Here is a 26,697-nt window from a genome sequence, read left to right as displayed (position 1 = left end):
AACGTCCTTGTGGCGCAAGCTTGTTCATGTCACCGAGTACCGACGGGCACCACCCATGAGGGGGATACGGACATGAGCAGGGTCTGGCTGATCACCGGCGCGAACAGCGGCTTCGGACGCGCCTTCGCCGAGGCCGCGGTCGGGGCCGGCGACGTCGTCGTCGCGGCCGCCCGCCGCGCGGGCACCCTGGACGAGCTGGTCGCCGCCCACCCCGACCAGGTCGAGGCCGTCACCCTCGACGTCACCGACCACGCGGCCGTCGACCGGGTCGTCCGCGAGGTGGCCGAGCGCCACGGCCGGATCGACGTCCTGGTCAACAACGCGGGCCGTACGCACGTCGGTTCGGTCGAGGAGACCTCCGACGCCGAGCTGCGCTCGCTCTTCGACGTGCACGTCTTCGGGCCGGCCGCGCTGACCCGCGCCGTCCTGCCCCACATGCGGGCCCGCCGCTCCGGCGCGATCGTGCAGATCAGCAGCATGGGCGGCCAGATGTCCCTGCCCGGCTTCGGCGCCTACAGCGCGACCAAGTTCGCCCTGGAGGGCCTCTCCGAGGCCCTCGCCACCGAGGTCCGCCCGCTCGGCATCGACGTCCTCATCGTCGAGCCCGGCGCCTTCCGCACCAGCCTCCTGGGATCGGGCGGCGTCAGTGGCGGCGGCATCGACGACTACGCCGACACCGTCGGCGCCACCCGCACCTACGTCGAGACCGGCAGCGGCACCGAGGACGGCGACCCCGCCAAGGCCGCCGCGGCCGTCCTCGCCGCCCTGGACGCCGACGAGACCCCGCTGCGCCTGGCCCTCGGCTCCGACTCCATCGACGCGATCCACGCCCACCTGGACCAGGTCCGCGCGGACCTGACGACCTGGGAGAAGGTGGGCCGGGACACGAAGGTGGACGGCTAGGCGCGCATGCGGAAGGGCCCGCGCCCCGGTTTTTCCGGGGTGCGGGCCCTTGCGCGTGTGCCGTGCGGCGGGACGCCTACAGGAACGAGTTGATCTCGATCGTCTCGTCGCGGCCCGGGCCGACGCCGATCGCGGAGATGGGGGCGCCGGACATCTCCTCCAGCGCCTTCACGTACGCCTGCGCGTTCTTCGGCAGGTCGGCGAAGGTCTTGGCCTTGGTGATGTCCTCGGACCAGCCCGGCAGCATCTCGTAGACGGGCTTCGCGTGGTGGAAGTCGGTCTGCGAGTACGGCAGCTCCTCGACGCGCTTGCCGTCGATCTCGTACGCGACGCAGACCGGGATCTGCTCCCAGCCGGTCAGCACGTCGAGCTTGGTCAGGAAGAAGTCGGTCAGGCCGTTGACGCGGGTCGCGTAGCGGGCGATGACCGCGTCGAACCAGCCGCAGCGCCGGTCACGGCCGGTGGTCACGCCGCGCTCGCCGCCGATGCGGCGCAGCGCCTCGCCGTCCTCGTCGAACAGCTCGGTCGGGAACGGGCCGGCGCCGACGCGGGTCGTGTACGCCTTGAGGATGCCGATGACCCGGCTGATCTTCGTCGGGCCCACGCCGGCGCCGGTGCAGGCACCGCCGGCGGTCGGGTTCGAGGAGGTGACGAAGGGGTACGTGCCGTGGTCGACGTCGAGCAGGGTGCCCTGGCCGCCCTCGAAGAGCACGACCTTGTCCTCGTCGAGCGCCTGGTTGAGGATCAGCGTGGTGTCGGCCACGAAGGGCTTGATCTGCTCCGCGTACTGGAGCATCTCCTCGACGATCTGCGCGGCGTCGATGGCGCGGCGGTTGTAGAGCTTGGCGAGGAGCTGGTTCTTGCCCTCGAGCGCCGCCTCGACCTTCTGGGTGAGGATCGACTCGTCGTAGAGGTCCTGGACCCGGATGCCGACGCGGTTGATCTTGTCGGCGTACGTCGGGCCGATGCCGCGGCCGGTGGTGCCGATCTTGCGCTTGCCGAGGAACCGTTCCGTCACCTTGTCGAGGGTGACGTTGTACGGCGTGATCAGGTGGGCGTTACCGCTGATCAGCAGCTTCGACGTGTCGACGCCGCGCTCGTTCAGTCCGCTCAGCTCGGAGAGCAGGACCGCCGGGTCGACGACGACGCCGTTTCCGATGACCGGGGTGCACCCCGGGGAGAGGATTCCGGAAGGGAGCAGGTGCAGCGCGTACTTCTGGTCGCCTACGACGACCGTGTGGCCGGCGTTGTTGCCGCCCTGGTAACGCACCACGTAGTCAACGGACCCACCGAGCAGGTCGGTGGCCTTTCCCTTGCCCTCGTCACCCCACTGAGCACCGAGCAGCACAAGTGCGGGCACAGGCGTACACCCCTTCCGGGCGGGGCATGTCCAAGGTCAGGGGGCCGACGCCGCCTCACCGGTGTGCCCCGGAATAGACGAAGCCCCTGGCGCAATAGCGCAAGGGGCTCTTGCACAAAGAGACTACCCGAGGAAGGACCGAGGTGTCGGATCACGACCAGCTGCTGGTCATCATCGACCCGGTCGCCCGCCGAATGGACGGCGAGTCCGTGCGTATCGCGAAGGATGTCCTGTCAGCGGGCGCGGAAGCGAAGATCTGTCTGCCGGACGGTCCTGAGGAATTCGCCCGCGCCCTGGCCCGGCGCGGCTCGAGGCGCCCCGTCGTCCTCGGCGACGACCGCGCGCTGCTGCGCACCGTCGCCCTGCTGCACCGCGAGCGGGAGGCGGACGGCGGGGCGCTGGCCCTGGTCCCGATCGGTGCGCCCGACCGGGTGGCGACGGCCCGCGCGCTCGGTGTGCCGGCGGGCACGGTGGCGGCCGCCCGGGCGGTCCTCGACGGCGTCGTACGCCGCCTGGACCTGCTGGTGGACGACAGCGGCGGGCTCGTGCTCGGCGATCTGGAGATCCCGGCGGTCCGGATGCCCTCGGTCGACCCGCCCACGGTCTGGGGCACCTGCCGGTCCCTCGTCCGCACCCTGGTCCGCCCGGCCCCGGCCCCGCTCGCGGTGCGCCTCCACCCGCTGCGGGTCGAGGCGGACGGGGTGCTGCTCGCCGACGTCGGCGTCCCGGTGGAGGGCGTGACGGTCCGCCGGGCCGCCGGTACGGCGGAGGTGACCGTGCACCCGCACGCGACGCCGCCGCGGCAGACCGGCGCCCGTACGCTCACGGTCACCGGCCCGGACTTCCGCTACCGCGCCGACGGACGGGTCGCGGGCCCGGTGCGCCGGCGCACGTGGACGGTGCGGGCGGAGGCGTGGGGGCTGACGCTGCCGAAGGAGTGAGGACGGGCACCGCCGCCGGCGAGACCTGAGCCCCGTGGAGCGGTCCAGGGGCTCACGGGCCGCCGGTGACGGCGGGCCGGGCGAACCGGGTCCGGGCCTCGCCTCCAGGCAGGGCCCTAAGCTGCCCGGGGGCTCGGCGGACGAGGGGTGGGGATCAGGCGTGGACGGTGAGTCCGTGGACCAGGCGCAAGGCCCGGACCGGGCGTCGAGGGCGGGCGGGGCGGCCCGGGCGGCCCGGGCGTCCGGGGCGGGCGGGGCGGCCGCGGGCGTCGGGCTCGATCTGCCGGCCGTCGCCCGCGCGCTGAGGACCTATCGGTGGCGGGCCGGGGCCTGGGCCGGCGGCGGGCTGGCCGCGATCGTGGCCGGCGGGCTGCTGACCGGCCTGGCCGAGGAGCCCCGCACGGCGGTGCCGCCCCTGGACCTGGGGCCGGCGCTCCTCGGGGTCGGCCTGGTCACGTGCGTGCTCGGGCTCGGCTCCCTGGTCATCGCGCGCCGGATGCGGCGGGCCCTCTCCGCCCGGCCCTGGTCGGCGCACCCGGCTCTCCTCGTGCCGCGCGGGCTGAACGCGGCCCGTGTCGTCCTGGCGGATCCCGCGACGGGCGAGGCGTGGCCGCTGGCCGTCGTGGCCACCCAGCAGCGCATCCACCTCGCCCGGCCGGGCGCCGGCGGCGTGCTGTGGTGGTGCGGCGACCCGCGCCGGGGCGGCGTGCTCGCCCCGCCCGGCGGCGGCGCGCTGATCTGGACGCGGCCCGTGCGCGGCGCCCAGGAGCGGCGGCTGCTCGCCCGGCGCGCGGCGCAGGCGGGCCTGCTCGGCCCCGCCGCGCCCGAGGCCCTGCGTCCCTGAAGGTCGCTCGCCGATCATGCGGGCGCGGGACGCCCGCCACGCGCGCCCGCTGGTCCGGCCTGATCGGCGAGCCGCTCCCCTAAGCCGCCCCGTTCGCCTTCCTGTGGGCGGCCCAGCGGTCCATGATCCCGCTCATCTCGCGGTGCAGGAACGCGAAGAACTCGGCCGTCTCCGCGGTGCGGCGGCCGCCGGGGCTGTCGGGGCCGAGGAGCCGGGTGCCGTCGAGGAGGACCTTCTCCCAGCGGGCCAGGACCTGGTCGCGGCGGGTGAAGGTCTCGTACCAGAGTTCGTTGTGCAGGACGTACCGCTCGCGGCGGGTGCCCGGGTCGCGTTCGCGGCTGACCATGCCGACCTGGGTGAGGTAGCGGACCGCGCCGGAGACGGCGGCCGGGCTGATGCGGAGCTGTTCGGCGAGTTCGGCCGAGGTCATGGAGGCCGTGTCGGAGGCGAGCAGGGCCGCGAAGACCCTGCTCGCCATGCGCTGCATGCCCGCCGCCGTCAGTTCGGCCGCGAAGCGCTCCACGAAGCGGGAGATCCTGTCGTCCTCGTCGCCCTCGCCCGGCGTCGCCGTCGTCATCTCGCTCATCCTCCGACTTTATACGCTTCCTTAACTTCACAAATTTGTGAAAGTAGCGTACGTTCTGAAGCATGACGAAGGCCATCAGCATCGCCGGGCTCCACAAGGCGTTCGGGCGCACCCACGCCCTGGACGGTCTCGACCTCGCCGTCGAGACCGGCGAGGTCCACGGCTTCCTCGGACCCAACGGCGCCGGGAAGTCCACCACCATCCGTGTCCTGCTCGGACTGCTGCGCGCCGACTCCGGCGCCGCCCAGGTCCTCGGCAAGGACCCCTGGGCCGATGCCGTCGAGCTGCACCGGCGCATCGCCTACGTCCCCGGCGACGTCACCCTGTGGCGCAACCTCTCCGGCGGCGAGGTCATCGACCTGTTCGGACGTCTGCGCGGCGGCCTCGACCGGGCCCGCCGGGCCGAGCTGATCGAACGCTTCGAGCTCGACCCGACCAAGAAGGGCCGGACCTACTCCAAGGGCAACCGGCAGAAGGTCGCGCTCGTCGCCGCCTTCGCGTCCGACGTGGACCTGCTCGTCCTCGACGAGCCGACCTCCGGCCTCGACCCGCTGATGGAGGAGGTCTTCCAGGACTGCGTCGCCGAGGCGCGCGACCGCGGCCGGACGGTCCTGCTCTCCAGCCACATCCTCAGCGAGGTCGAGAGCCTCTGCGACCGGGTCAGCATCATCCGCAAGGGCCGCACGGTCGAGTCCGGTTCGCTCGCCGAGCTCCGCCACCTCACCCGTACCAGCGTCAGCGCCGAACTCGCCGGCCCGCCCAACGGACTGGCCGGCCTTCCCGGCGTCCACGGCCTCGACGTCCAGGGCGCCAGGGTGCGGTTCCAGGTCGACACCGACAAGCTCGACGCCGTGCTCCGCTCGCTCACCGCGTCCGGCGTGCGGAGCCTCACCTCCACCCCGCCCACCCTGGAGGAGCTGTTCCTCCGCCACTACGAGGACGCCGAGGTGGCCTCATGAGCACCGTCCTGCCGGCCGGCACCGGCTCCCTCACCCGGCTCGCCCTGCGCCGCGACCGGCTGATGCTGCCGGTCTGGGCCCTGGTCACCGGCGGCATGGTCGCGAGCGGCGCGGGCTCGCTCGAGAGCCTCTACGGCACCGCCGCCGAGCGTGCCGAAGCCGCCGCGTCCATGACCGCCAACAGCTCGATGCGCTCGCTCTACGGGCCGGTCTTCGGCGACTCCCTCGGCGGTCTCGTCGCCTGGCGGTTCGGCACCTTCGCCGCCGTCCTGGCCGCCGTCATGAGCCTGCTCGTCGTGATCCGGCACACCCGCGAGGAGGAGGAGACGGGCCGTCAGGAGATGCTGTCCGCAGGTGCGGTGGGCCGCCGGGCCCCGCTCACGGCCGCGCTCCTCGCCGCCCTCACCGCCAACACCGCCGTCGCCCTGATCGTCACCGCGGGACTCGCCGGGCAGGACGCGGCCGGTGCGCTCGCGCTCGGCCTCGCGATCGGCGGCATCGGCATGGTCTTCGCGACCATGGCGGCGATCGTCGCCCAGCTCACCGAGAGCGCCCGGCTCGCCAAGGGCCTGACGGCGGGTCTGCTCGGCCTCGCCTTCGTGCTGCGGGCGGCCGGCGACGCCGGCACGGCCGACGGCGGCAGCGTCCTGACCTGGCTGTCGCCGCTCGGCTGGGCCGAGAACGTCCGCGCCTTCGCCGGCGAACGCTGGTGGGTGCTGCCGCTGCTCGCCGCCGCGGCCCTGGTTCAGACGGCCGTCGCGTACGGGCTGACCGCGCGCCGCGACGTCGGCATGAGCTTCCTGCCCAGCCGTCCCGGCCCCGCCGCCGGCCGGCTCGCGACGGCGGGCGCGCTCGCCTGGCGGCTCCAGCGCGGGACGCTGCTCGGCTGGTCGCTCGGCTTCCTGGTCGGCGGGCTCGTCTTCGGCGGGATGGCCGAGGGCGCGGCCGACATCGTCGGCGACAACGAGCAGGCCCGGCAGATCTTCGAGCGGATGGGCGGCCAGAGCGCCCTCACCGACGCCTTCCTCGCCACGCTGGTCGGCCTGTTCGGGATGGTCGCGGCGCTGTTCGCGGTCGGCTCGGTGCTGCGGCCGCACGGCGAGGAGACCTCGCAACGGGCCGAGCCCCTGCTCGCCGCGCCCGTCGGGCGGCTGCGCTGGGCGGCCGGGCACCTCCTCGTGGCGTTCGCCGGCTCGGCGCTGATCATGCTCCTGAGCGGCGCCGGTCTGGCCCTCTCGTACGGCAAGGACACCGGCGCGCTCCTCGGCGCCTCGCTCGCCCAGCTCCCCGCCGTCTGGACCCTGGCGGGTCTCGCGGTCCTGCTGTGGGGCGCGTTCCCGAAGGCCGCCGCGGCGGCCTGGGGCGTGGCGGGCGTGTGCCTGGCGCTCGGCTGGATCGGCCCGGCGCTCGACCTGCCGCGGCCGGTCCTGGACCTCTCGCCCTTCGCCCACCTGCCCAAGCTGCCCGGCCAGGACATGGCCTGGACGCCGCTCCTGGCCCTGACCGCCCTGGCGGCGGCCCTGGTCGCGGCCGGCCTGGCGGGCCTGCGGCGGCGCGACCTGCTCAGCTGACGACCTGCTCAGCCGAGCCTCGGGCGTACGCGTCCTGGAAGCGGATCCTCCCGCGTACGCGCCCTCGGAGCGGGCCCTCTCGCGTACGCGTCCTCGGAGCGGGTCCTCGCCGGCGAGTCCGGCCGGGGGCCCGCGCCTGACGTTCCGGGGCCCTGCGCCGTCGTAGGAGTGGGCCGCGCACCGCCGGCCCGGAACTCTTCGAGGGGACAGCGATGACCGACACGTACGACTCCGACGTCCACGCGCTCCTGGCGCGCCGCGCCGAGGCCCAGCAGTCGAAGGACATCGACCGGCTCATGTCCTTCTACGCGCCCGACATCGTCTACTACGACGTCGTTCCGCCGCTCCGGTTCACCGGGCTCGACGAGGTGCGGCGCAACTTCCGGCGCTGGTTCGACGGTTACGAGGGGCCGATCACGCTGGAGACGCACGACCGGACCGTCGTGACCGACGAGGCCGGCGGCGTGGCCTTCGCCCATATGCTCCACCGGGACACCGGGCAGCGGAAGGGCGGGCTCCAGCCGTCGGTCTGGGTGCGCGAGACCGTCTGTCTGCGGCGGTCGCCGCAGGGCGTCTGGTCGATCGTGAACGAGCACGTCTCCGTCCCGGTCGACCCCACGACCCTCACGGTCTGGCTCCCGGCCGACAAGGACGAGGCCGGGCCGGGCTCAGACCTCCACCAGTAGCTCCGTGAACCCCCGGATCACGTAGCCCGGCTTCCGCTCCGGCTCCGCCGCGAGCCGGAGACCGGGCGCCTGGCGCAGCAACTCGCCGAAAACGGCGCTCAGTTCGAGGCGGGCGAGCGGGGCGCCGAGACAGTAGTGGATGCCGGCGCCGAAGGTGAGGTGGGGATTGTCGGCGCGGGTGAGGTCGAGCCGGCCGGCGGTGGGGCCGAAGCGGGCCGGGTCGCGGTTGGCGGAGCCGAAGAGCAGGGCGACCTCGGCGCCGCGCGGGATGACCACGTCGCCGAGCTCGATGTCGTCGAGGACCCAGCGCTCGAACATCTGCAGCGGGGTGTCGTAGCGCAGCAGCTCTTCCACAGCTGTGGACAGACCGACGGGCCCGGGATCCGGGCGGACGCCCTCACGCAGCAGCGTCCACCAGCCGTTGACGGTGGTGTTCACCGTCGCCTCGTGGCCGGCGTTGAGCAGCAGCACACAGGTGGAGACCATCTCCTGCTCGGTCAGGTCCGCCACCCCGACGAGCGCGGAGATCAGGTCGTCGCCGGGCCGTGCGCGCCGGCGGGCGATCAGCTCCCGCAGGTAGGCGGAGAACTCGACGGAGGCCCGGACCGCGCGGCGGGCCGTCTCCTCGGAAGGGTTGAGCTCGAACATCCCGCAGATGTCCGCCGACCAGGGCCGCAGCCGGCCCCGCTCCTCCTCGTCCGCCGGGATGCCGAGCATCTCGGCGATCACCGCCACGGGCAGCGGCTCGGCCACCCGGGCCATCAGGTCGCCGCCGCCGTCCGCGACCAGTCCGCCCACCAGCTCGGCGGCGAGCCGCCGTACCGTCGGCGCCAGGTTCTCCACCGTCCGCGGCGTGAACGCCTTGGACACCAGGCGCCGGATCCGGGTGTGGTCGGCGCCCTCCAGGTCGAGCAGCCCGTGGTCGTTGAGCGTGTGGAACGGCTCGTGGGCCGGGTCCGGTGCCTCCCGGCCGAACTCCGCGTGGGTGAAGCGGTGGGTGTACGTACGGCCCAGGCGCCGGTCACGGAGCAGCGCGGAGACGTCCTCGTGGTGCGGGACCAGCCACTGCCGGGTCGGCGCGTACCAGTGGGCGCGGCCGGCGGCCCGCAGCCGCTCGTACGCGGGATACGGGTCGGCGACGAACTCCGGCGACCAGGGATCGAAGGCGACGTGAGGGGCTTCGGCGGCGTGCGGGGCTTCGGCGGCGTGCGGGGCTTCGGTGGCGTGCGGGGCTTCGGCGGCGTCCATGACCGGACGCTACCCGCCGACCCGCACCAGCCGCGCCTCGTAGGCGAAGACCGCCGCCTGTGTCCGGTCCCGCAGGCCCAGCTTCACCAGGACGCGGCTCACATGGGTCTTGATGGTGGACTCGGCGACGACGAGGTGGTCGGCGATCTCGGCGTTCGACAGGCCCTGCGCGATCAGCACGAGCACCTCCGTCTCGCGCTCGGTCAGCTCGCCGATCCGCGCGATCGCGGGCGGGCGCGGCGACACCGCGGCCGACTTGGCGAACTCGGTGATCAGCCGCTTGGTGACGGTCGGCGCGAGCAGCGCCTCACCGGCCGCGACCACCCGGACGCCCTCGGCGAGCTGCCGGGCCGAGGCGTCCTTGAGGAGGAAGCCGGAGGCGCCGGCCCGCAGCGCCTGGTAGACGTACTCGTCGAGGTCGAAGGTGGTCAGGACGAGGACCTTCGCGTCGGCGTTGGCGGCGACGATCTCGCGGGTGGCGTCGATGCCGTTCATCTCCGGCATGCGGATGTCCATGAGGACGACGTCGGGGCGGAGCGCGGCGACCTGGGCGACGGCCTCGCGGCCGTCGACGGCCTCTCCGACGACCTCGATGTCCGGCATCGCGCCGAGCAGCACGGAGAAGCCCTCGCGGACCATCATCTGGTCGTCGACGATCAGTACCCGGATCACGGCTGCGGCTCCTCTCGGTCACGGCTGACGGGCACGAAGACGGTGACCTCGTAGCCGCCGTCCTCGGTGGGCTCGGCCGTCATCTCGCCGCCCAGCATCGTGACCCGCTCCCGCATGCCGGTGATGCCGTGGCCGGCGCCCGGGGACTGCTTGACCAGGCCGCGGGCCGGGCCGTTGGCGATGCGCAGGCCGAGGCCGCCGAGGACGTAGCCGATCTCGACCCGGGCGGCCGCGCCGGGCGCGTGCCGCAGCACGTTCGACAGGGCCTCCTGGACGATCCGGTACGCGGAGAGCTCGACGCCCTGCGGCAGCTCGCGCACCGCGCCGGTGACCGTCCGCTCCACGTCGAGACCGGCCTCGCGGACGTTCGCGAGCAGGGCGTCGAGGTCGGCGAGCGTGGGCTGGGGCGCGTCGGGCGCCTCGTAGTCCTCGGCCCGTACGACACCGAGGATGCGGCGCAGCTCGGTGAGCGCGGCCACGGCGTTCTCGCGGATGGTGACGAAGGCCTGCTCCAGCTCCGGCGGCGGGTTCTCGACCCGGTAGGGCGCGGCCTCGGCCTGGATCGCGACCACCGACATGTGGTGGGCGACGACGTCGTGCAGCTCGCGGGCGATGGTGGTGCGCTCCTCCAGGAGCGTGCGCCTGGAGCGTTCGGCCTCCGTCACGGTCTGCTGGGCGGTGACCTCGCGGGCGGCGTCGCGGCGGACCTGGCGCATCGCGACGACCAGCAGGAACAGGGCGGCGGTGAAGAGCAGCTGCGGCGCGTCGGTGTCGTATCCGTGGCTGAGGCCGAAGGAGACGAGGAAGGCGTACGCGGCGGTGATCAGCCACATCCAGCCGGCGGCGCGCGGCCGGGTCCGCAGCGCGACGACGACGAGCACGACGAGGTGGGTGAGGAACATGTTCGGCGGCCAGGGCCAGCCGTCGCCGGAGCCGCCCAGGTAGACGAGGAAGGGCGTGGCGGTGAGCGACGCCCAGAAGGCGAGGACCGGGCGGACGAGCGTGAGCAGCACGACGGCGGCCGGCGCGCAGGCGTAGACGGCCACGACCGGGCCGAACGCGTGGTGCACCTGCTCGTAGCCGAGCATGAACACGATGAAGGCGAGGAAGCCGACGAGGACGTGCGGGAGCAGGCCGGCGTGCACCCGTATCCGCTCCGGCAGGAAGCGGACCGGGCCCCGTCCGACGTCCATGCGGGGCAGCGGGCGGTAGGCGAAGGCGTCGTGGAAGAGATCGGCGCGCAGACCGCCGAGCGCCTTCAGCGTCAGGCGGAGCTCGGGGCTGCGGCTCGTTTCGGTGGTCCGGGTCGAAGTCACGCGTCCACGGTACGGGCGGCCGCCGACGCGTTCGTCCGGCTCGGTAGGGACCTTGCGGGATCCGCCTTGAGTACTACGGACGCCCGCCCGCGTGGCCGGCGGGCCGCCCTCGCGCCGGGCCTCGGCCCCGACCCGGGCCCCGGCCCCGACCGCCCTGGTCCCGACGCCCCGGCCCCGGCCTACCAGGCGAGCTGGGCGATCTCCTCCGCCACCACCGCGCAGGCGTCCGCCGACGGGTCGATCAGCGGGAAGTGGCCGACGGCCTCCAGGAGCGTGAAGCCGACCGTCTCGCCGGCCCGCGCCGCCGCGTCGACGTACGCCTCGGCGACGGAGGCCGGGACGACGATGTCGTCACGGCCCTGGACGACCGTGGTGGCGATGCCGGTGGGCAGCAGCGCCGCCGGGTCGGCGACAGCGGACCGGTCGGCGAACTGCTCGTGGCCGCCGAGGAGTTCGGTCACCGCGCCGCCGCACACGTCGAGCTCCACCGCCCGCTCGAAGTGGGCGATCGGCGCGAGGGCGACGACACCGCGCAGGGCGGGAGCGTCGGGCAGGCGCCAGGCGCAGCCGGCGGGCAGCACATGGCGGGCGGCGGCCCACAGCGCGAGGTGGCCGCCGGCGGAGTGGCCGGTGAGGACGGTGCGCCGCGGATCGGCCTGCGGAAGGTGCTCGGCGGCGAGGTCCGCTACGGCGTCCAGGGCCGCCGCGATGTCGTCGAAGGTCTCCGGCCAGCGCCCGGCCACCTTGTCGCCGTCGCCGCCGCGGCGGTACTCGACGTTCGCCACGGCGAAACCGCGCCGGGCCAGGAAGTCCACGAAAGGAGTCAGATGCGCCCGGTCGTAGGGCGCCCGCCACGCGCCGCCGTGCAGGGCGACGACGAGCGGTGCCCGCTGCCCGCCGTCACGCGGGGCGTAGAAGTCGACGACCTGGTCGGGGTGCGCGCCGTACGCTGCGGAGGCGTCCGGGGCGACGGCCGGGTGCGAGAAGGCCGATGACTCTTCGGCGGCGTCGCGCGCGGCGGGGTCCGGCATGCTGCTTCCAACCTCTCCTCAGGCAGGGCCGGTTGGCCTGACCTGCGGGGACGGTACCAGGAGTACGGCCCCCGCCGATCAAGTGATCAGGAGATCATCGGGCCCGTGCCGGAGAGACCGCCGGAGGGAGGTCCGCGGCGCCGTCCGAGGTGCCGGCCGGCGGGAAGTCCGCGGTGCCGGCCGGCGGGATGTCCGCGAGCACCTCCGCGAGGACCCGCGCCGCCCGCTCCGCGTCCGCGAAGCCGACGTACAGCGGAGTGAAGCCGAACCGCAGGATGTCCGGGCGGCGCAGGTCGCCGACCACTCCGCGGCGGATCAGTTCCGCCATGACCGCCGGGGCCTCGGCGCAGCGCAGGGCGACCTGGCTGCCGCGTTCGCCGTGCGCCTCGGGCGTCACGGACTCGACCCGGCCGGCGGGCGCGTACGCGCGTACGCACTCCAGGAAGAAGTCCGTCAGGGCCAGCGACTTGGCCCGGACGTCCTCGATCCGGACGCCGTCCCACACCTCCAGCGCCGCCTCCAGGGCGAGCATGGACAGGATGTCGGGCGTCCCGACCCGGCCGCGCAGCGCCCCGTCGGCGGCCCGGTAGCCGGAGGTCATGCCGAACGGGTCGGCGTGCGAGTTCCAGCCGGGCAGCGGCGAGTCGAACCGGCCCTGGTGGCGCTCGGCGACGTAGAGGTACGCGGGCGCGCCGGGGCCGCCGTTGAGGTACTTGTACGTGCAGCCGACGGCCAGGTCGACGCCGTGCTCGTCCAGGCCGACCGGCAGCGCGCCGGCGCTGTGGCACAGGTCCCAGACGGCGAGCGCGCCCGCCGCGTGGAGCGCGGCGGTGACGCCGGGCAGGTCCTGGAGCCGTCCGGTGCGGTAGTCGACGTGGTTGACCAGGGCGAGAGCGGTGCGCTCGCCGGCGGCGGCGGGGATCTCCGCCGGGTCGAGTGCCACCAGCCGGTGACCGGTCAGGCGGGCGGCGGACTCGGCGATGTACCCGTCCGTGGGAAAGGTCGTCGCGTCGACGAGGATCTCGTCGCGGCCCTCCCCGGCCATCCGCGCACCGGCGACGACCGCCTTGAAGACGTTCACGCTGGTCGAGTCGCCGACGACGATCTGTCCTGCGGCGGCGCCGACGAGCGGGGCGATGCGGTCGCCGATCCGCTCGGGCGCGGTCCACCAGCCCGACTCGTCCCAGGAGCGGATGCGCAGCTCGCCCCACTGGCGGGAGACCACGTCGGCGACCCGGTCGGGGACGTGCGCGGGCAGCGCGCCGAGCGAGTTGCCGTCCAGGTAGACGCCCGCGGGAACGGCTGAGGCGCCGGACGCGGTGTCGGGGGCGGTGTCGAGGACGAACTTCTCGCGGTGCTTGGCGAGTTCGTCGGCGGTGTCGAGGCGGGCCGCCTTCTCCATGAGCTCGTCAGACATGGCTGCGCGCCGTCCACAGCTCGGGGAACACGTTCTTCTGCGCCCGCTTCTCCAGCCAGGCCACACCGGCCGAACCGCCGGTGCCGGTCTTGGCGCCCATGGCGCGGCGGGTGGCCACCAGGTGGTCGTTGCGCCAGCGCCACACCAGCTCGGCGACGTCGCTCAACGCCTCGCCGAGGCGCACCAGTTCGGCGGTCCCGGGGTCCCGGTCCGGCTCCGCGTAGAGGCCGGCCCAGATCCGCTCGACCTCGGCGGAGGGCTCGTAGCGCAGCGCCGGGTCGCGGTCGAGGACCTCGGCCGGGACCGGCAGGCCGCGCCGGGCGAGCAGGCGCAGCGTCTCGTCGTAGAGGCTGGGCTCCTGGAGCGCCTTCTCCAGCTCGGCGTGGACGCGGGGCGCGCCGCGGTGCGGCACCAGCATGGACGCCGACTTCTCGCCGAGCAGGAACTCCATGCGCCGGTACATCGCCGACTGGAAGCCCGAACCCTCGCCGAGCGCGCCGCGGTAGGAGTTGAACTGCCCGGGCGTGAGCTGGGCGAGCGGCCGCCAGGAGTGGTTGAGCGCCTCCAGCTCGCGCACGGAGCGCTTGAGGGCGTCCATGGCGACGGGCAGGTCGTCGCGGCGCAGCGCGTGGCTTGCGGTCTCCCACTCGTGGACGATCACCGTGAACCACAGCTCCATGACCTGGGTGGTGACCAGGAAGACCATCTCGCCCGGGTCGTCGGAGCGGAGGTGCTGGAGGTGGGTGAGGACGTCCGCCTGGACGTAGTCCTCGTACGGCGTCGTGCCCGCGAAGTCGAGGTTCGGTGCGTCTTCGGCGACCGCACCGGCTCCGGAGGCATCGGGAGAACCTTGGAAGGCTGACATTTCTGTCTCCTCGATACGTACTTCCGGGTAGCGGTCCGCTCCTCTCGGCCCATCCGGCACGGGAGCCCCGGTCCCCTCAGGAGGCCCGCTTCGTCGCGGCCTCCCAAGCGCATCATGACACGAGCGGACCCGTGATGTAGATCCCGTCTTCGTCATACGGATAGGCGTTCGAACGGCAGCCGTTCAGTCCCTTGATCTGCTGCATCATGACCGGCGCGAGCCTGCCCGGGCCCGGGCAGGCCATGTGCTGCCGGAGGCCGATCTCGTGCCCGACCTCGTGGTTGATGATCAGGTGCCGGTACTCGGAGGCCGGTCCCGCGAAGGTCGGCGAGCCCAGCAGCCAGCGCTTGAGGTTCACCACGACACCGGTGGTGGTCTCGCAGTTCAGCTCGCCGTGGGTGTTCATCCCCTCGGCGGCACAGAGCCGGTCGGCGGTGTCGGGAGTGGCGATCCGGATGACGAAGTCGGCGTTCTCGGTGACGAGCTGGAAGCGGCCGCGGCCGTGCGCGGCCCAGCCGCGCGGATGCGCCAGGATCCGCTCGATCTCTCCGGCGGCCTCGGTGGCGGAGACGTCGACGCCGTCCTCGACCTGGACGCGGTAGCGGCGCAGCTCGCCGCCGGTGCCGACGGCCGTGCCGGTGGTCCGGGCGGTGGTGAAGGTGCCCGCGCCGGACTGCGGCACGGTGGTCTTCCGGGGCGTCGTCCTCGTGGGTGTGGGCTTGGGGGCCGGCTTGGGCCCGGGCTTCGGCTTCCGGGTGGGCGTGGGCCGTGGTTCCGGCGGCGGCGTGGGCGCCGGGGCGGCCGGCGGGGCCGCCGCGGCGGCGGTGCCGGCACCGTCCGCGCGGCCCTCGAAGTGCGCGATCGCGGCGCCGCAGCCGAGCGAGACCAGGGTCAGCGTGAGGACGGTTAACGCGAGCCTCGTGCGGCGGGAGGGCCCTTTTCCGCGCTTCCGCCGGCGGCTCTGCCGCCCACCACCCTGCTGCCCACGGCTCTGGTGCCCACGGCTCTGCTGTGCGGCCCGCTTGCCCAAGACAGACTTCTCCCCCTGCGTGCGCCGGGTGGGGGGAGAGGAAGCTGGGGCCTCCGCGCCGGCGCGTCCGTACAACGGTCCGGAGGATCGTACCCAGCCGTTCGAACCCGCTCGAACGGCTTCGGGCAGCTGTTACAGCATGGGTGCATTCGCCTCCGCGGGCCGCGAGGGCCCGCGGAAGCCGTCAGCGGGCGGGGCCGGTCAGCCCAGGGTGTCGGCGGCCGTCTGCGACGAGTCCCGCAGGAACGTCGTGCAGCGCTCGTACTCGTCCTTCTCGCCGATCTCGCCGGCCGCCCGCGCCAGCGCGTGCAGCGCGCGCAGGAAGCCGCGGTTCGGCTCGTGCTCCCACGGCACCGGGCCGTGGCCCTTCCAGCCGTTGCGGCGCAGCGCGTCGAGGCCCCGGTGGTAGCCGGTACGGGCGTAGGCGTACGACTCGATCACGTTGCCGCGCTCGTACGCGTCGTCGGCGAGCTGCGCCCAGGCGAGCGAGGAGGTCGGGTACTTCGCCGCGACGTCGGCCGGCGCGGTCCCGCCCGCCAGGAGCTCACGCGGCTCCGGGTCGTCGGGCAGGTGGGTGGGGGGCGGTCCCCCCAGCAGGTTCTCGTGGATGGCCATGGGGCCAGTCTGCCTCAGCTCTTCCCCGGCGGGCTCGGACGCCCTTCGGGCCGCTCGCCCGGCGGTGCCTCCGGCGCGCTCTCGCCCGGCTCCAGCGGCGGCGCCGAGACGCCGCAGTGCACCTTGCAGCCGGGATGGCAGCCGGGCCGGACCGGGCCGCGCAGGGTGGTCCAGGCCAGGACCGCGCCCAGCACCAGCACGCCCGCGCAGATCGGCATCGCCCGCCGGAACGTGGCCCCGAACTCCTCCGCCGAGCGGTACGCCTCCGGGCCCATGCCCACGAGCAGCGGCAGCGCCGCGACCGCGACCAGGCCCGCCGCCCGGGCGGCCGCGTTGTTGATGCCGCTGGCCAGGCCCGCCCGGGAGACGTCCACGGAGGCGAGCACGGTCGCGGTGAGCGGGGCCACCAGGGCCGTCATGCCGAGCCCGAGGACCAGCAGCGCGGGCAGCACCTCCGTGAGGTACGAGGCGTCCTGGCCGACCCGCAGCATCAGCAGCATCCCGGCGGCACACAGCAGCGGCCCCACGGTGAGCGGCAGCCGGGGCCCGGTCTTCTCGCCCAGCTCGCCGGACTTCGCGGAGAACAGAAGCATCAGCACCGTCGTCGGCAGCAGCGCGGTGCCGGCACCGAGCGCGGAGTAGCCGGCGACCACCTGGAGCTGGAGGGCGGACAGGAAGAAGAAGCCGGAGAACGCCGCGTACACGCAGAGCGTCACCAGGTTCACCGCCGTGAAGGCCCGGGAGCGGAAGATCGACGGCGGCACCATCGCGTCCTCGCCGCGCCGCCGCTCGACGAGCACGAACCAGCCGCCGACCAGGATCCCGGCCGCGCCCGCCCACCAGACCTGGGCGATCAGCGCGTACGTCACCAGGGCGAGCCCGGCCGCGCCGAGGACCGCGCCCAGCACGTCGAACCGGCCGTGCGCGACCTGGTCGCGGGACTCGGGCACGTGCCGCAGCGCCACGGGCACGCAGACCAGCGCGAGCGGCACGTTCAGCAGGAAGACCCAGCGCCAGCCGGGGCCGTCGACCAGCCAGCCGCCGACGAACGGCCCGATCGCCGCGCCCACGCCGCCGAAGCCGGACCACAGCCCGACCGCCCGCGCCCGGTCGTCGGCGTGGAAGCTCGCCTGGATCAGCGCGAGCGAGCCCGGGGTGAGCAGCGCGCCGCCGACGCCCTGGAGGGCGCGGGCGGCGACGAGCACGGCGGCGTTCGGCGCGAGGCCGCACAGCAGCGAGGCGGCCGCGAACCACACCACGCCGATCACGAACACCCGCCGCCGCCCGTAGCGGTCGCCGAGCGCGCCGCCGAGCAGGATGAGGCCCGCGAGCGTGACCATGTAGGCGTTGACGGTCCACTGCAGGGCGGCCAGGTCGGTGCCGAGGTCCTCGCCGATGTGGGGCAGGGCGACGTTGACGACGGTGGAGTCGAGCAGCGCCATCCCCGAGCCGAGGACGGTGGTGAGCACGATCCACCGGCCGGTCCCGGAGGCGAGCCGGATGCCCAGGCCCGGTGCCGCGCCCGCCGTGTCGCTCATGCCCGCGCGCCCGCCGTGTCGCTCATGCCCGCGCGCCCGCCGTGTCGCTCATTCCTGCATGGTCCCGCGAACCGGCCGGCTCCGCAGCCGGGTCGCCGCGCGGATCAGGGCGTCCACGCCCCGCTCGGCCTTGGCGCGCGGGCAGCCGACGTTCAGCCGGACGAAGCCCGGCGTGCCGTACACGCCGCCGGGCATGATCGCGACCCGCTCGGCGCTCACCAGCTCCTCCTGGAGGGCGGCCTCCTCGATGCCCAGCGGGCGCAGGTCGATCCAGGCGAGGTAGCCGGCCTGCGGCGGGTTCCAGTCGACCTCCGGGAGCCCGGCGGCGAGCCGTTCCCGGATCAGGGCCATGGTGCCGTCGACGTAGCCGCGCAGGGCGTCCAGCCAGGGCGCGCCGTGCCGGTAGGCGGCGATGTGGGCGGTGAGGGACAGCACGGCCGGGGAGGCGAGGCCCTCGCCGGTCTCCATGCGGCGCGTGAACGCGCCCCGCTCGTCGGGATCGCCGATGAAGCCGTACGAGCCGGAGAGCGCCGGGAAGTTGAACGCCTTGGTGCCGGAGGTGATCAGCGCCCAGCGGTGGCCGCGTCCGGGCGGGGCGATCGCCGTCCACGGCACATGGCGGTGGCCGTCGCCGGTCAGGTCCGCGTGGATCTCGTCGCTGACGACGGCGACGCCGTGCCGCTCGGCGAGCCGGGCGAACTCCTTGAGCTCGTCCTCCCGCCAGACCCGGCCGGTCGGGTTGTGCGGGGAGCAGAGCAGCAGCATCCGGCTGTCGGGCCGGGCGAGCTCGCGTTCCAGGAGCTCGGGGGCGTCGGGGCCGTCGACGGGGACCGGGCGCAGCTCGCGGCCGAGGCCGGTGACGGCCTTGCGGAAGCCGTCGTAGGTGGGTGTGTGGACGACGATTCCGTCGCCGGGCTCGGTCCACATCTGGAGCAGCTGGGAGAGCTGACTGAGCACCGAGGGCGCGTAGACCATCGTCCCGGTGTCGACGGCGGCGCCGTAGCGGCTCGCGTACCAGTCGCCCACGGCCTCCCGGAACTCACCGAGCCGCCAGTCGGTGTAGCCGAAGACGCCGTGGTCGACGCGCTCGCGCAGCGCGTCGAGGACGGCCGGCGGGGAGGCGAAGTCCATGTCGGAGATGGTGAAGGGCAGCAGGTCAGCGACGCCGAAGCGGTCGGCCGTGCCGTCCCACTGGACCGACCAGGTCCCGCGCCGGTCTACCTCGCGATCGAAGTCGAACACCACGCCTCACTTCCGCGTACGCCGATGGGCCCGGCACCACTCTCGTGGTGCCGGGCCCATCGGACAACAGCGCTTACTTCAGCTTCTGGCCGGCCGAGCGCAGCGCGGCGCACGCCTCGCCGACGCGCTGGGCCATGCCGGCCTCGGCCAGCTTGCCCCAGGTGCGCGGGTCGTAGGTGGACTTCTTGCCGACCTCGCCGTCGACCTTCAGGACACCGTCGTAGTTCTTGAACATGTGGTCCGCCACCGGACGCGTGAAGGCGTACTGGGTGTCGGTGTCGAGGTTCATCTTCACCACGCCGTTCTCGATGGCGGTGGCGATCTCCTCGGCGGTGGAGCCGGAGCCTCCGTGGAAGACGAAGTCGAACGGGGAGGCCTTGCCGAACTTCTCGGAGACACCCGCCTGGAGGTCCTTGAGCAGCTCGGGACGGAGCACGACGTTGCCCGGCTTGTAGACGCCGTGGACGTTGCCGAAGGACGCGGCCAGCAGGTAGCGGCCCTTCTCGCCCAGGCCGAGGGCCTCGGCGGTGCGGATGGCGTCGTCGACGGAGGTGTACAGCTCGTCGTTGATCTCGTGGCTGACGCCGTCCTCCTCGCCACCGGTCGGGGTGATCTCGACCTCGAGGATGATCTTGGCGGCGGCGGCCTTGGCGAGCAGCTCCTGGCCGATGGCCAGGTTGTCGGCCAGGGTCTCGGCGGAGCCGTCCCACATGTGCGACTGGAAGAGCGGGTTGCGGCCGGCCTTGACCCGCTCGGCGGAGATGTCGAGCAGCGGGCGGACGTAGCCGTCCAGCTTGTCCTTCGGGCAGTGGTCGGTGTGCAGCGCGACCGTGATGTCGTACTTCGCGGCGACGATGTGCGCGAACTCGGCCAGGGCGACGGCGCCCGTGACCATGTCCTTCTTGTGCTGGCCGCCCAGGAACTCGGCGCCACCGGTCGAGATCTGGATGATGCCGTCGCTCTCGGCCTCCGCGAAGCCGCGCAGAGCGGCGTGGAGGGTCTGGGACGAGGTGACGTTGATGGCCGGGTAGGCGAACTTGCCTGCCTTCGCCCGGTCGAGCATCTCGTTGTAGACCTCGGGGGTTGCGATGGGCATTCGTCCGCTCCTTGTGATGTGCGGGTGTGTGCGTTGCTATGGCCCTGACCTGGGGGCGACGTCATCGTCGTCGCCCATCTTTCCAGACTCCCGTGCGGGCTCCCATGGCCGTTTCACGACAGAAGGCGGGGTGTTTCACGTGAAACACCCCGCCTTCCGGCAAAACCCCAGGTCAGGACGGTATGCGCGCACCGTCACGACCTACGTCACGACTTGGAAGCGGCGCCTCCGATTACGCCAGGCCGAGATCCGCCAGCTGGTAGCCGGTGAGGTAGGTCAGACCCGCCTCGGCGATCGCGTCCGCGGCGCCGCGGTCCACGATCGTCGCCACGGCGACGACCTCGCCGCCCGCCTCGCGCACCGCCTCGACCGCGGTCAGCGGCGAGCCGCCGGTGGTGGAGGTGTCCTCCACCACCAGGCAGCGACGGCCCTTGACGTCCGTGCCCTCGATCCGGCGCTGCATGCCGTGCGCCTTCTGGGCCTTCCGTACGACGAAGGCGTCCAGGCGCTCGCCCCGCGCGGCCGAGGCGTGCAGCATCGAGGTCGCGACCGGGTCCGCGCCCAGCGTCAGACCGCCCACGCAGTCGAAGTCCAGGTCCTTGGTGAGGTCGAGCATGACCTGACCGACCAGCGGCGCGGCCTCACCGTCGAGCGTGATCCGGCGCAGGTCGATGTAGTAGTCGGCCTCACGACCCGAGGAGAGGGTCACCTTGCCGTGCACCACGGCCTTGTCCTTGATCTGCTGGAGCAGGTCAGCGCGTACGTCAGTCATGCTCACGAGCTTAAGGGCGGCCGGTCACAGCCTGCGCCAGGTCCAGGTCGTCGCGACCTCCAGCGGGTCGATGGGCGTGACCAGGCGCGGGTGGGTGTTGAGCCCGTTCGGCGGACCGGACTGCGGCTCGACGCACACCGCGTCCGCCGGCTCGTCGTAGATCACCACCCACTGCGCCCGGCTGGTGATCCTGAGCTCGAGGCGCTCCGGCCAGGTGAGCGTGACGTCCACGCCGTCCGGCATGCCGAAGCAGTCGTCCCACGGACGCGGAGTCGGCTCGATCCGCCGGCCGGTGGGCAGGTGGTCCTCGCCGCGCTCCTCCTGCCAGGCGGGACGGAAGCCGAGCTCCACCTCGCGGTCGTCGCCGTCGAGCCTGCGGTGGAACCACGGATGCCAGCCGGCCTGCGCCGGGAAGGAGTCGCCGGCGGTCTCGACGCCGAGCTGGAGGGTGAGCGCGTCCTCGGTCAGCTCGAAGACCTGGGTGACCATGCCCGTGTACGGCCAGGGCTCGCCGAGATCGGCGGTGAACGCGGCCGTCGTCTCCGTCACCCGGGCGGTCTTCCAGGCGACGTCACGGACGGTGCCGTGCAGCGCGTGCGGGGCCGCGTGCTCGCTGACGGGAAGCTGATGGACGGTGCCGCCGTTGCGGAAGCGGCCGTTCCCGGTCCGGCCCGCCCAGGGCGCCATCACGAAGGAGCCGTGGCGCGGTCCCTGGAGCAGCAGTTCGGTGCCCGCGATGCGCAGGCTCTCGATACGGCAGCCGTGCTCCGGGTCGATGGTCAACTCGGCGTCGCCGGCCGTCAGTCGCGTCAGATTGGTCACGACCCGACCCTAACCGGGCAGGCGCGCCTCAGCGGCGGCGGCGCAGGGCGCGGCCCACGACGACCGCGGAGGCGATGGCGAGCGCGGCGGCCGGGGCGATCCAGCGCAGCGTCGCACCGGCGCCGGAGGTCTCGGCGGCGGGGACCGGGGCGTAACGGCCGCGCGGCGGCGCGTGGTCGACCTCCTCCGCGCTCCGGCCGATCATGGTCCGCCGGGCGTGGGCGGCCTCGGCCGGCTGCCCGCCGGAGCGCCCGCCCGCACGGTCGCCCTCGTCCTCGCCGGCGCCGCCCGCGCCGAAGGCGTCCTCGGTGTTCCCGGCCTCGTCGGCGTCCTCGGCGTCGAAGGCGTCCTCGGCGTCGAAGGCGTCGTCGGCCGACGGGTCGAGGGACGGCGGCGGGACGGGCGTGTCGAAGACCGACGGACGGCCGGGCTCCTCCACCCCGTCGTCGACACCGTCGTCGTCGCTGTCGCGCTCTCCCGCCGCGATCTCCGCCTCCACGTCGGCGACCGCGACCAGCGCCTCCGCGAACCGGTCGAGCAGCCGCGCGGCCGCCGCGGTCCGCGCCTCGGGCTCCGCGTCCGCGAGCCGGCCGGTGGCCGTCACCTCGCCGGTGAAGCCGATCGTGGTGCCCTCGGCCACCGGGGTGAGCGCGAAGACCAGCGCCAGCGCGGCCGTGCCCTTGCCGCGCACCTCGCTGCCCTCGCCGTCGACGGTGAAGCGGTCCGCGCCGCGCGCGGTGATCCGCAGCGTCCCGCGGTAGGTGATGGTGTTGCCGCCGACGCGGACCTTCAGCCGGCCCGCGAGCGGATCCTCCGCGCCGTCGGCGTCCGACTGGAAGCCGGGCACACAGCGCGCCACCCGCGCGGGGTCCGTCAGCGTGTCGCGCAGGACCTCGGCCGGAACCGGAACGAACACCTCATGCTCCATGACAACCGAGCCTACTCAGCCACGGCCCACCCGTCGCCTGTTCGCGCCACGGGCCCTCAATACCGCGGGTGCACCAGGGTCGACGCGGGCAGGCCGCCCGCCGAGGCGGCCCGGCGGGTACGGACGAGCCGGGACTCGGACGCGGTCAGGGCGGCGGAGGTCAGGGACCGCAGCACCGGAGGGTGCTCGGGGAGGGCGAGGACCGGCAGGCGCGGCCCCGGAACGGCGAGGAGAAAGCTCCATTCGGCGGCTCCCGGGCCGGCGGACCCGGCGGACCCGGCGGACTCGCGGCCGCCCGCCGATCCGGCCGGGGCCCGGCCACCGGAGGCGCCGGTGTCGCGGCCGCCGGTGCTGTAGGGGCGGGTGGTGAAGCCGGCCGCGCGCAGGGTGGCGTCGACCGTCCAGTACGCACGGGGCCGGGCGGTGGCCGAGCCGGCGTGCACGACGAGCCGCCCGCCGTCGGCGAGGACACCGGCCGCGAGCCCGTAGAACTCCTCGGAGTAGAGCGTGGCGCCGGTCGTGGCGCCCGGCTCGGGAAGGTCGGAGATCACCACGTCGAACCGTTCCCGCACCGGCCGGGCGGCCCGCAGCCAGCGGAAGGCGTCGCCGTAGGCGACGGTCACCCGGCGGTCCCGGAACGCCTGCCGGTTGAGCGCCGCGAGGCCCGGATCGCTGCGGGCGAGCCGTACGACACCCGGGTCGGCCTCGACGACGGTGACGGCCCGGACGTCCCGGTAGCGCAGCACCTCGCGGGCGGCGAGCCCGTCGCCGCCGCCGAGGATCAGCACCCGCGCGTGCCGCCCGTTCATCGCCGGGTGCACCAGGGCCTCGTGGTAGCGGTACTCGTCGTGGCCGCCGACGCGCAGCCGCCCGTCCACGAACAGGTCCGGCGGCCCGCCGCGCTCGCCGGTGAGCACCACCTCCTGCAGCTCGGTGTGGACGGCGACCCGCACGCTGTCCCCGTACACCGCCCGGCGCGCCGCCTGCTCGAAGTCGTCGACCAGCACCGTCGCGGTGGCGAGGACGGCGAGGACCGAGAGGTTGACGCCGACCAGCAGTGCCCGCGAACGGACCGTCAGATCGCGCCGGAACAGCCACAGGACGAGCCCGCCGCCCGCCACCGCGTTCACCGCGCCGGTCACGAGCGCGCCGGTGAGCTGCCCGAGCCAGGGCAGCAGCAGGAACGGAAAGGCGAGCCCGCCGACGAGCGCGCCCACGTAGTCGGCGGCGAACAGCTCGGCGACCGTCCCGGCGGCGTCGTGCTCCCTCCTGCCCGGCGTCCCGCGCCGCCGGCCGCGGCCCCGCCACCGGTCGCGCTGGTCCGCCCGCTGGATCAGCGACATCAGCAGCGGGATCTCCGCACCGGTCAGCACGCCGATGGCCAGCGAGAACGCCACCAGCACCCAGCGCGGCTCGCCGAGCCAGGCGAAGGCCGCGTACAGCACCATCGCCGAGCAGCCGCCGACCAGCGCGAGACCGCCCTCGACCAGGCCGAAGCCGACCGCCGCGCGGCAGCGCAGCCGCTTGGCGAGCAGCGAGCCGACGCCCATCGCGAAGACCATGACGGACAGCACGACGGACGCCTGGGTGACCGAGTCGCCGAGCAGATAGGAGGCGAGCGCGACCAGTTCGAGCTAGTAGACCAGGCCGCAGGCGGCGCACACGAAGACCACCGCCAGGACCGGATACCGCACCGCGCCGGGCCGCTCGGGCAGCCGCGCCGCCCGCTCGGACGGCCGGGTCATGGTCAGGGGCGGCTCGGTCATGCGGTAACGCTACGTCACACGCGTATCGCGTCCTGTCACCCGCACGAGTGCACCTGAGGCATGTGTGCGTGTGAGGTCAGAGCGTCGCGGGCATACGCGCGCCGATCTGCGTTCTCGTCACCACCAACTGCCCCTCCTGCGGGTAGGCGTGCCAGGTGCGCCAGCGCACCTGCCCTTCGTGGCGCTGCGCCAGCATCGCCGTGAAGGCGTGCGGCGAGCCGGGGAAGGTCCCCGCGAGGCCGTGCGGATGGTCGGCGACGAGCGCGAGCAACTCCTGCGCGCGGCCCGCGAACGAGCCCTGCGTCAGGGTCTCGACGCGGGCCGCGAACTCGTACTCCCATTCGCCCACCCGCTTGGACACGCCCAGCGGCAGCGGTGTGCTGCTGCCGGGCATGCAGGCGACGGTCTCCGAGCAGTTGCGGTCCTCCTCCTCCAGAAGCACCTGGTGGGAGGCGCCGAGCAGCCGCAACTGCAGCTTCGCCCCGGCGAGTTCGAGGTCGAGTACGGCCAGCGCGGGCAGCGGGTCGCGCCCCAGCGCCCAGGCCAGGTCGGCCGCACGCGTATCGGTGTAGGAGGTTTTCAGGGTCGTGAGCATGGGTCGGCTCCGCAAACACGGTTTGACGGGTGGGCCGGGGCGTCCCGGTGAAGGGTTTCGACCAGGAGTGGGGATCGCCGGCTCGGGTCCACACACGGTCCGAGGGCTGGATGTTCTCAACAGCGAGGGAATCATGAACCGTGGGTGGGTCACAGCGTTTTTACCCAACTTGACGTGGTTTCCATCCCCTCGGGGGCCCCACGGTTCAACTGTTCAGTACGAATCGATCGCGTGGTTCCCACAAATGCCCAACAGAACCGCTAGCGACGGCCGTTGCCCGTCATGCGCAGGTGCCGGTCAGTCGCCGCCCCCGCCACCGCCGCCGCAGCCGCCGCCCCCGCACGACGAGCCGCAGGACGAGGAGCCGCACGAGGACGAGCCGCAGCCACCGCTTCCGCCGCTCCCGCCGCTCGACCAGCCGCCGCGCCGCCGGCGGCGGCGCCGCTTGCTCGAACCGCCCGAGGCCGCCGAGAAACCGACGACCACGAGGATGATGAGCCCGAAGATCAAGAAGACTTCCATGTCGTCCCCCGTGAGTGAACGGAGCCCGGTCGGCTCCTGGCCCGATGGGCTGTGCGAGGGGGATGCCCGGCCCGTGTCGCACCCAAAGCGCACTTGAGCAAGTCCAGAGCTTCGCCCCAGGATGGCGGGCATGACACGACCGCTGCTCAATCGCCGGCTCGCGGAGTTCGGGACGACCGTCTTCGCCGAGATGTCCGCGCTGGCCGTCCGGACCGGTGCGATCAACCTGGGCCAGGGCTTTCCCGACACCGACGGCCCGGAGGAGATCCGCGAGGCCGCCGTGCGGGCGCTGCGCGACGGGCGCGGCAACCAGTACCCGCCGGGCCCGGGCGTCCCCGAACTGCGCACCGCCATCGCCGAGCACCAGATGCGCCGCTACGGCCTCGCCCACGACCCGGACACCGAGGTCCTGGTCACCGCCGGGGCCACCGAGGCGATCGCCGCCGCGCTGCTCGCCCTGGTCGAGCCCGGCGACGAGGTCGTCGCCCTGGAGCCGTACTACGACTCGTACGCCGCCTGCATCGCGATGGCCGGCGGCACCCGCGTCCCGGTCACGCTGCGCCCGCACGAGGGCGCGTTCGTGCTCGACCTGGACGAGCTGCGGGCCGCGGTCACCGACCGGACCCGGCTGATCCTCCTCAACACGCCGCACAACCCCACCGGCACCGTGCTCAGCCGCGCCGAGCTGACCGCGATCGCCGAACTCGCCCAGGAGCGCGACCTGCTCGTCGTCACCGACGAGGTGTACGAGCACCTGGTCTTCGACGGCGCCGAGCACGTCCCGATCGCCGGCCTGCCCGGCATGCGGGAACGCACCGTCACCATCGGCTCGGCCGGCAAGACGTACTCCTTCACCGGCTGGAAGGTCGGCTGGATCACCGCCACGCCCGAGCTGACGAGCGCGGTCCGCTCCGCCAAGCAGTTCCTCACCTACGTCTCGTCCGGGCCCTTCCAGTACGCGGTCGCCGAGGCGCTGCGGCTGCCCGACACGTACACCGACGGGCTGCGCGCCGAGCTCCAGGCCAAGCGGGACCTGCTGAGCGAGGGCCTGGCGGCGGCCGGCTTCGGCGTGCACCGCCCGGCCGGCACCTACTTCGTCACCACCGACATCCGCCCGCTCGGCGAGACCGACGGCTTCGCCTTCTGCCGCTCGCTGCCCGAACGCGCGGGCGTGGTCGCGATCCCGAACGCCGTCTTCTACGACCACCGCGAGGAGGGCGCGCCCTTCGTCCGGTTCGCGTTCTGCAAGAGGACCGATGTGCTCGAGGAGGCGGTGCGGCGGCTGAAGGGACTGGCGGCGGGCTGAACGGGCGGCGCGGATAGGGTCCCCCTCGGCCTGATCACCGGATCGGGCCTCGTTCGCCCTTGGGGG

24 protein-coding genes and 1 pseudogene are annotated in these 26,697 nt (G+C 73.7%); 7 read left to right on the top strand and 18 right to left on the bottom strand.

Going from position 1 to position 26,697, the window contains the following annotated elements; genetic code table 11:
- Window positions 1-72 precede the first annotated feature (72 nt).
- Window positions 73-903, top strand: a complete 831-nt coding sequence (locus tag ACIGO8_RS15350) for an oxidoreductase (protein ID WP_399729592.1) — start codon at window positions 73-75, stop codon at window positions 901-903.
- Window positions 904-979: 76 nt separating this feature from the next.
- On the opposite strand, the gene ACIGO8_RS15345 is transcribed toward ACIGO8_RS15350, so the two are convergent.
- Window positions 980-2,263, bottom strand: coding sequence for an adenylosuccinate synthase (locus tag ACIGO8_RS15345; RefSeq protein ID WP_399729589.1), 1,284 nt, complete (start codon window positions 2,261-2,263; stop codon window positions 980-982).
- A gap of 143 nt (window positions 2,264-2,406) precedes the next feature.
- On the opposite strand from ACIGO8_RS15345, the gene ACIGO8_RS15340 reads away from it, so the two are divergent.
- Window positions 2,407-3,204 (top strand): diacylglycerol kinase, encoded by a 798-nt coding sequence (locus ACIGO8_RS15340; RefSeq protein ID WP_399729586.1) that lies wholly within the window; start codon window positions 2,407-2,409, stop codon window positions 3,202-3,204.
- Between the two features lie 175 nt (window positions 3,205-3,379).
- Complete coding sequence (locus tag ACIGO8_RS15335; protein WP_399729583.1) at window positions 3,380-4,048, top strand: hypothetical protein; 669 nt, start codon at window positions 3,380-3,382, stop codon at window positions 4,046-4,048.
- Between the two features lie 79 nt (window positions 4,049-4,127).
- Here the strand turns inward: ACIGO8_RS15335 and ACIGO8_RS15330 are convergent, their stop codons facing one another.
- The gene (locus tag ACIGO8_RS15330) at window positions 4,128-4,634 is read right to left on the bottom strand and encodes a GbsR/MarR family transcriptional regulator (RefSeq protein ID WP_399729580.1); all 507 of its coding nucleotides are present in this window, start codon (window positions 4,632-4,634) and stop codon (window positions 4,128-4,130) included.
- 62 nt (window positions 4,635-4,696) lie between these two features.
- On the opposite strand from ACIGO8_RS15330, the gene ACIGO8_RS15325 reads away from it, so the two are divergent.
- From ACIGO8_RS15325 to ACIGO8_RS15315, 3 genes are all read left to right on the top strand, one after another.
- Window positions 4,697-5,593 (top strand): ATP-binding cassette domain-containing protein, encoded by an 897-nt coding sequence (locus ACIGO8_RS15325; RefSeq protein ID WP_399729577.1) that lies wholly within the window; start codon window positions 4,697-4,699, stop codon window positions 5,591-5,593.
- Window positions 5,590-7,164 carry an ABC transporter permease gene (locus ACIGO8_RS15320; protein ID WP_399729575.1) on the top strand — a complete coding sequence of 525 codons (1,575 nt, stop codon included), beginning with the start codon at window positions 5,590-5,592 and terminating at the stop codon, window positions 7,162-7,164. The genes ACIGO8_RS15325 and ACIGO8_RS15320 overlap by 4 nt, the downstream gene beginning before the upstream one ends.
- A gap of 212 nt (window positions 7,165-7,376) precedes the next feature.
- Complete coding sequence (locus ACIGO8_RS15315) at window positions 7,377-7,850, top strand: YybH family protein (protein WP_399729572.1); 474 nt, start codon at window positions 7,377-7,379, stop codon at window positions 7,848-7,850.
- Here the strand turns inward: ACIGO8_RS15315 and ACIGO8_RS15310 are convergent.
- The 16 genes and pseudogenes from ACIGO8_RS15310 to ACIGO8_RS15235 form a co-directional block, all read right to left on the bottom strand.
- The gene (locus ACIGO8_RS15310) at window positions 7,833-9,098 is read right to left on the bottom strand and encodes a cytochrome P450 (RefSeq protein WP_399729568.1); all 1,266 of its coding nucleotides are present in this window, start codon (window positions 9,096-9,098) and stop codon (window positions 7,833-7,835) included. The two genes, ACIGO8_RS15315 and ACIGO8_RS15310, sit on opposite strands and share 18 nt — an antisense overlap.
- 9 nt (window positions 9,099-9,107) lie before the next feature.
- A complete protein-coding gene (locus ACIGO8_RS15305) occupies window positions 9,108-9,770 on the bottom strand; it encodes a response regulator (protein WP_399729566.1) in 663 nt (220 codons plus the stop codon).
- Window positions 9,767-11,086: a sensor histidine kinase gene (locus ACIGO8_RS15300; protein WP_399729563.1), complete on the bottom strand. Its 1,320-nt coding sequence runs from the start codon at window positions 11,084-11,086 to the stop codon at window positions 9,767-9,769. The genes ACIGO8_RS15305 and ACIGO8_RS15300 overlap by 4 nt, the downstream gene beginning before the upstream one ends.
- Window positions 11,087-11,265: 179 nt before the next feature.
- Window positions 11,266-12,117 carry an alpha/beta hydrolase family protein gene (locus ACIGO8_RS15295; protein ID WP_399729561.1) on the bottom strand — a complete coding sequence of 284 codons (852 nt, stop codon included), beginning with the start codon at window positions 12,115-12,117 and terminating at the stop codon, window positions 11,266-11,268.
- A gap of 94 nt (window positions 12,118-12,211) precedes the next feature.
- Window positions 12,212-13,534 carry a kynureninase gene (gene kynU / locus ACIGO8_RS15290; protein ID WP_399729558.1) on the bottom strand — a complete coding sequence of 441 codons (1,323 nt, stop codon included), beginning with the start codon at window positions 13,532-13,534 and terminating at the stop codon, window positions 12,212-12,214.
- Entirely contained in the window at window positions 13,527-14,399 is an 873-nt protein-coding gene (locus ACIGO8_RS15285) for a tryptophan 2,3-dioxygenase family protein (RefSeq protein ID WP_399729555.1), read from the bottom strand. The genes kynU and ACIGO8_RS15285 overlap by 8 nt, the downstream gene beginning before the upstream one ends.
- A gap of 112 nt (window positions 14,400-14,511) precedes the next feature.
- A complete protein-coding gene (locus tag ACIGO8_RS15280) occupies window positions 14,512-15,081 on the bottom strand; it encodes a DUF3152 domain-containing protein (RefSeq protein ID WP_399729552.1) in 570 nt (189 codons plus the stop codon).
- Between the two features lie 549 nt (window positions 15,082-15,630).
- Window positions 15,631-16,044, bottom strand: coding sequence for a DUF3151 domain-containing protein (locus ACIGO8_RS15275; RefSeq protein WP_399729549.1), 414 nt, complete (start codon window positions 16,042-16,044; stop codon window positions 15,631-15,633).
- Window positions 16,045-16,058: 14 nt separating this feature from the next.
- Complete coding sequence (locus ACIGO8_RS15270) at window positions 16,059-17,582, bottom strand: MFS transporter (RefSeq protein WP_399729546.1); 1,524 nt, start codon at window positions 17,580-17,582, stop codon at window positions 16,059-16,061.
- Between the two features lie 48 nt (window positions 17,583-17,630).
- The gene (locus ACIGO8_RS15265) at window positions 17,631-18,824 is read right to left on the bottom strand and encodes a MalY/PatB family protein (protein WP_399729543.1); all 1,194 of its coding nucleotides are present in this window, start codon (window positions 18,822-18,824) and stop codon (window positions 17,631-17,633) included.
- Between the two features lie 73 nt (window positions 18,825-18,897).
- Entirely contained in the window at window positions 18,898-19,920 is a 1,023-nt protein-coding gene (gene fbaA / locus ACIGO8_RS15260) for a class II fructose-bisphosphate aldolase (protein WP_399729540.1), read from the bottom strand.
- A gap of 232 nt (window positions 19,921-20,152) precedes the next feature.
- Complete coding sequence (pyrE, locus tag ACIGO8_RS15255; RefSeq protein WP_399729537.1) at window positions 20,153-20,692, bottom strand: orotate phosphoribosyltransferase; 540 nt, start codon at window positions 20,690-20,692, stop codon at window positions 20,153-20,155.
- A gap of 24 nt (window positions 20,693-20,716) precedes the next feature.
- Window positions 20,717-21,514, bottom strand: a complete 798-nt coding sequence (locus ACIGO8_RS15250) for an aldose 1-epimerase (protein ID WP_399729534.1) — start codon at window positions 21,512-21,514, stop codon at window positions 20,717-20,719.
- A gap of 28 nt (window positions 21,515-21,542) precedes the next feature.
- Window positions 21,543-22,442 (bottom strand): SRPBCC domain-containing protein, encoded by a 900-nt coding sequence (locus ACIGO8_RS15245; RefSeq protein ID WP_399729531.1) that lies wholly within the window; start codon window positions 22,440-22,442, stop codon window positions 21,543-21,545.
- Window positions 22,443-22,498: 56 nt separating this feature from the next.
- Window positions 22,499-24,187, bottom strand: a pseudogene (locus tag ACIGO8_RS15240) (polyamine aminopropyltransferase).
- A 97-nt stretch (window positions 24,188-24,284) separates the two neighbouring features.
- Window positions 24,285-24,803 (bottom strand): DUF2617 family protein, encoded by a 519-nt coding sequence (locus ACIGO8_RS15235; RefSeq protein ID WP_399729528.1) that lies wholly within the window; start codon window positions 24,801-24,803, stop codon window positions 24,285-24,287.
- Between the two features lie 643 nt (window positions 24,804-25,446).
- On the opposite strand from ACIGO8_RS15235, the gene ACIGO8_RS15230 reads away from it, so the two are divergent.
- Window positions 25,447-26,631, top strand: coding sequence for a pyridoxal phosphate-dependent aminotransferase (locus tag ACIGO8_RS15230; protein ID WP_399729525.1), 1,185 nt, complete (start codon window positions 25,447-25,449; stop codon window positions 26,629-26,631).
- Window positions 26,632-26,697 lie beyond the last annotated feature (66 nt).

The organism is Streptomyces sp. NPDC053493, from assembly GCF_044544825.1.
GTDB lineage: Bacteria > Actinomycetota > Actinomycetes > Streptomycetales > Streptomycetaceae > Streptomyces.
The sequence above is the reverse complement of the archived record's forward strand: the minus strand, read 5'-3'. Positions and strand labels throughout refer to the sequence as shown.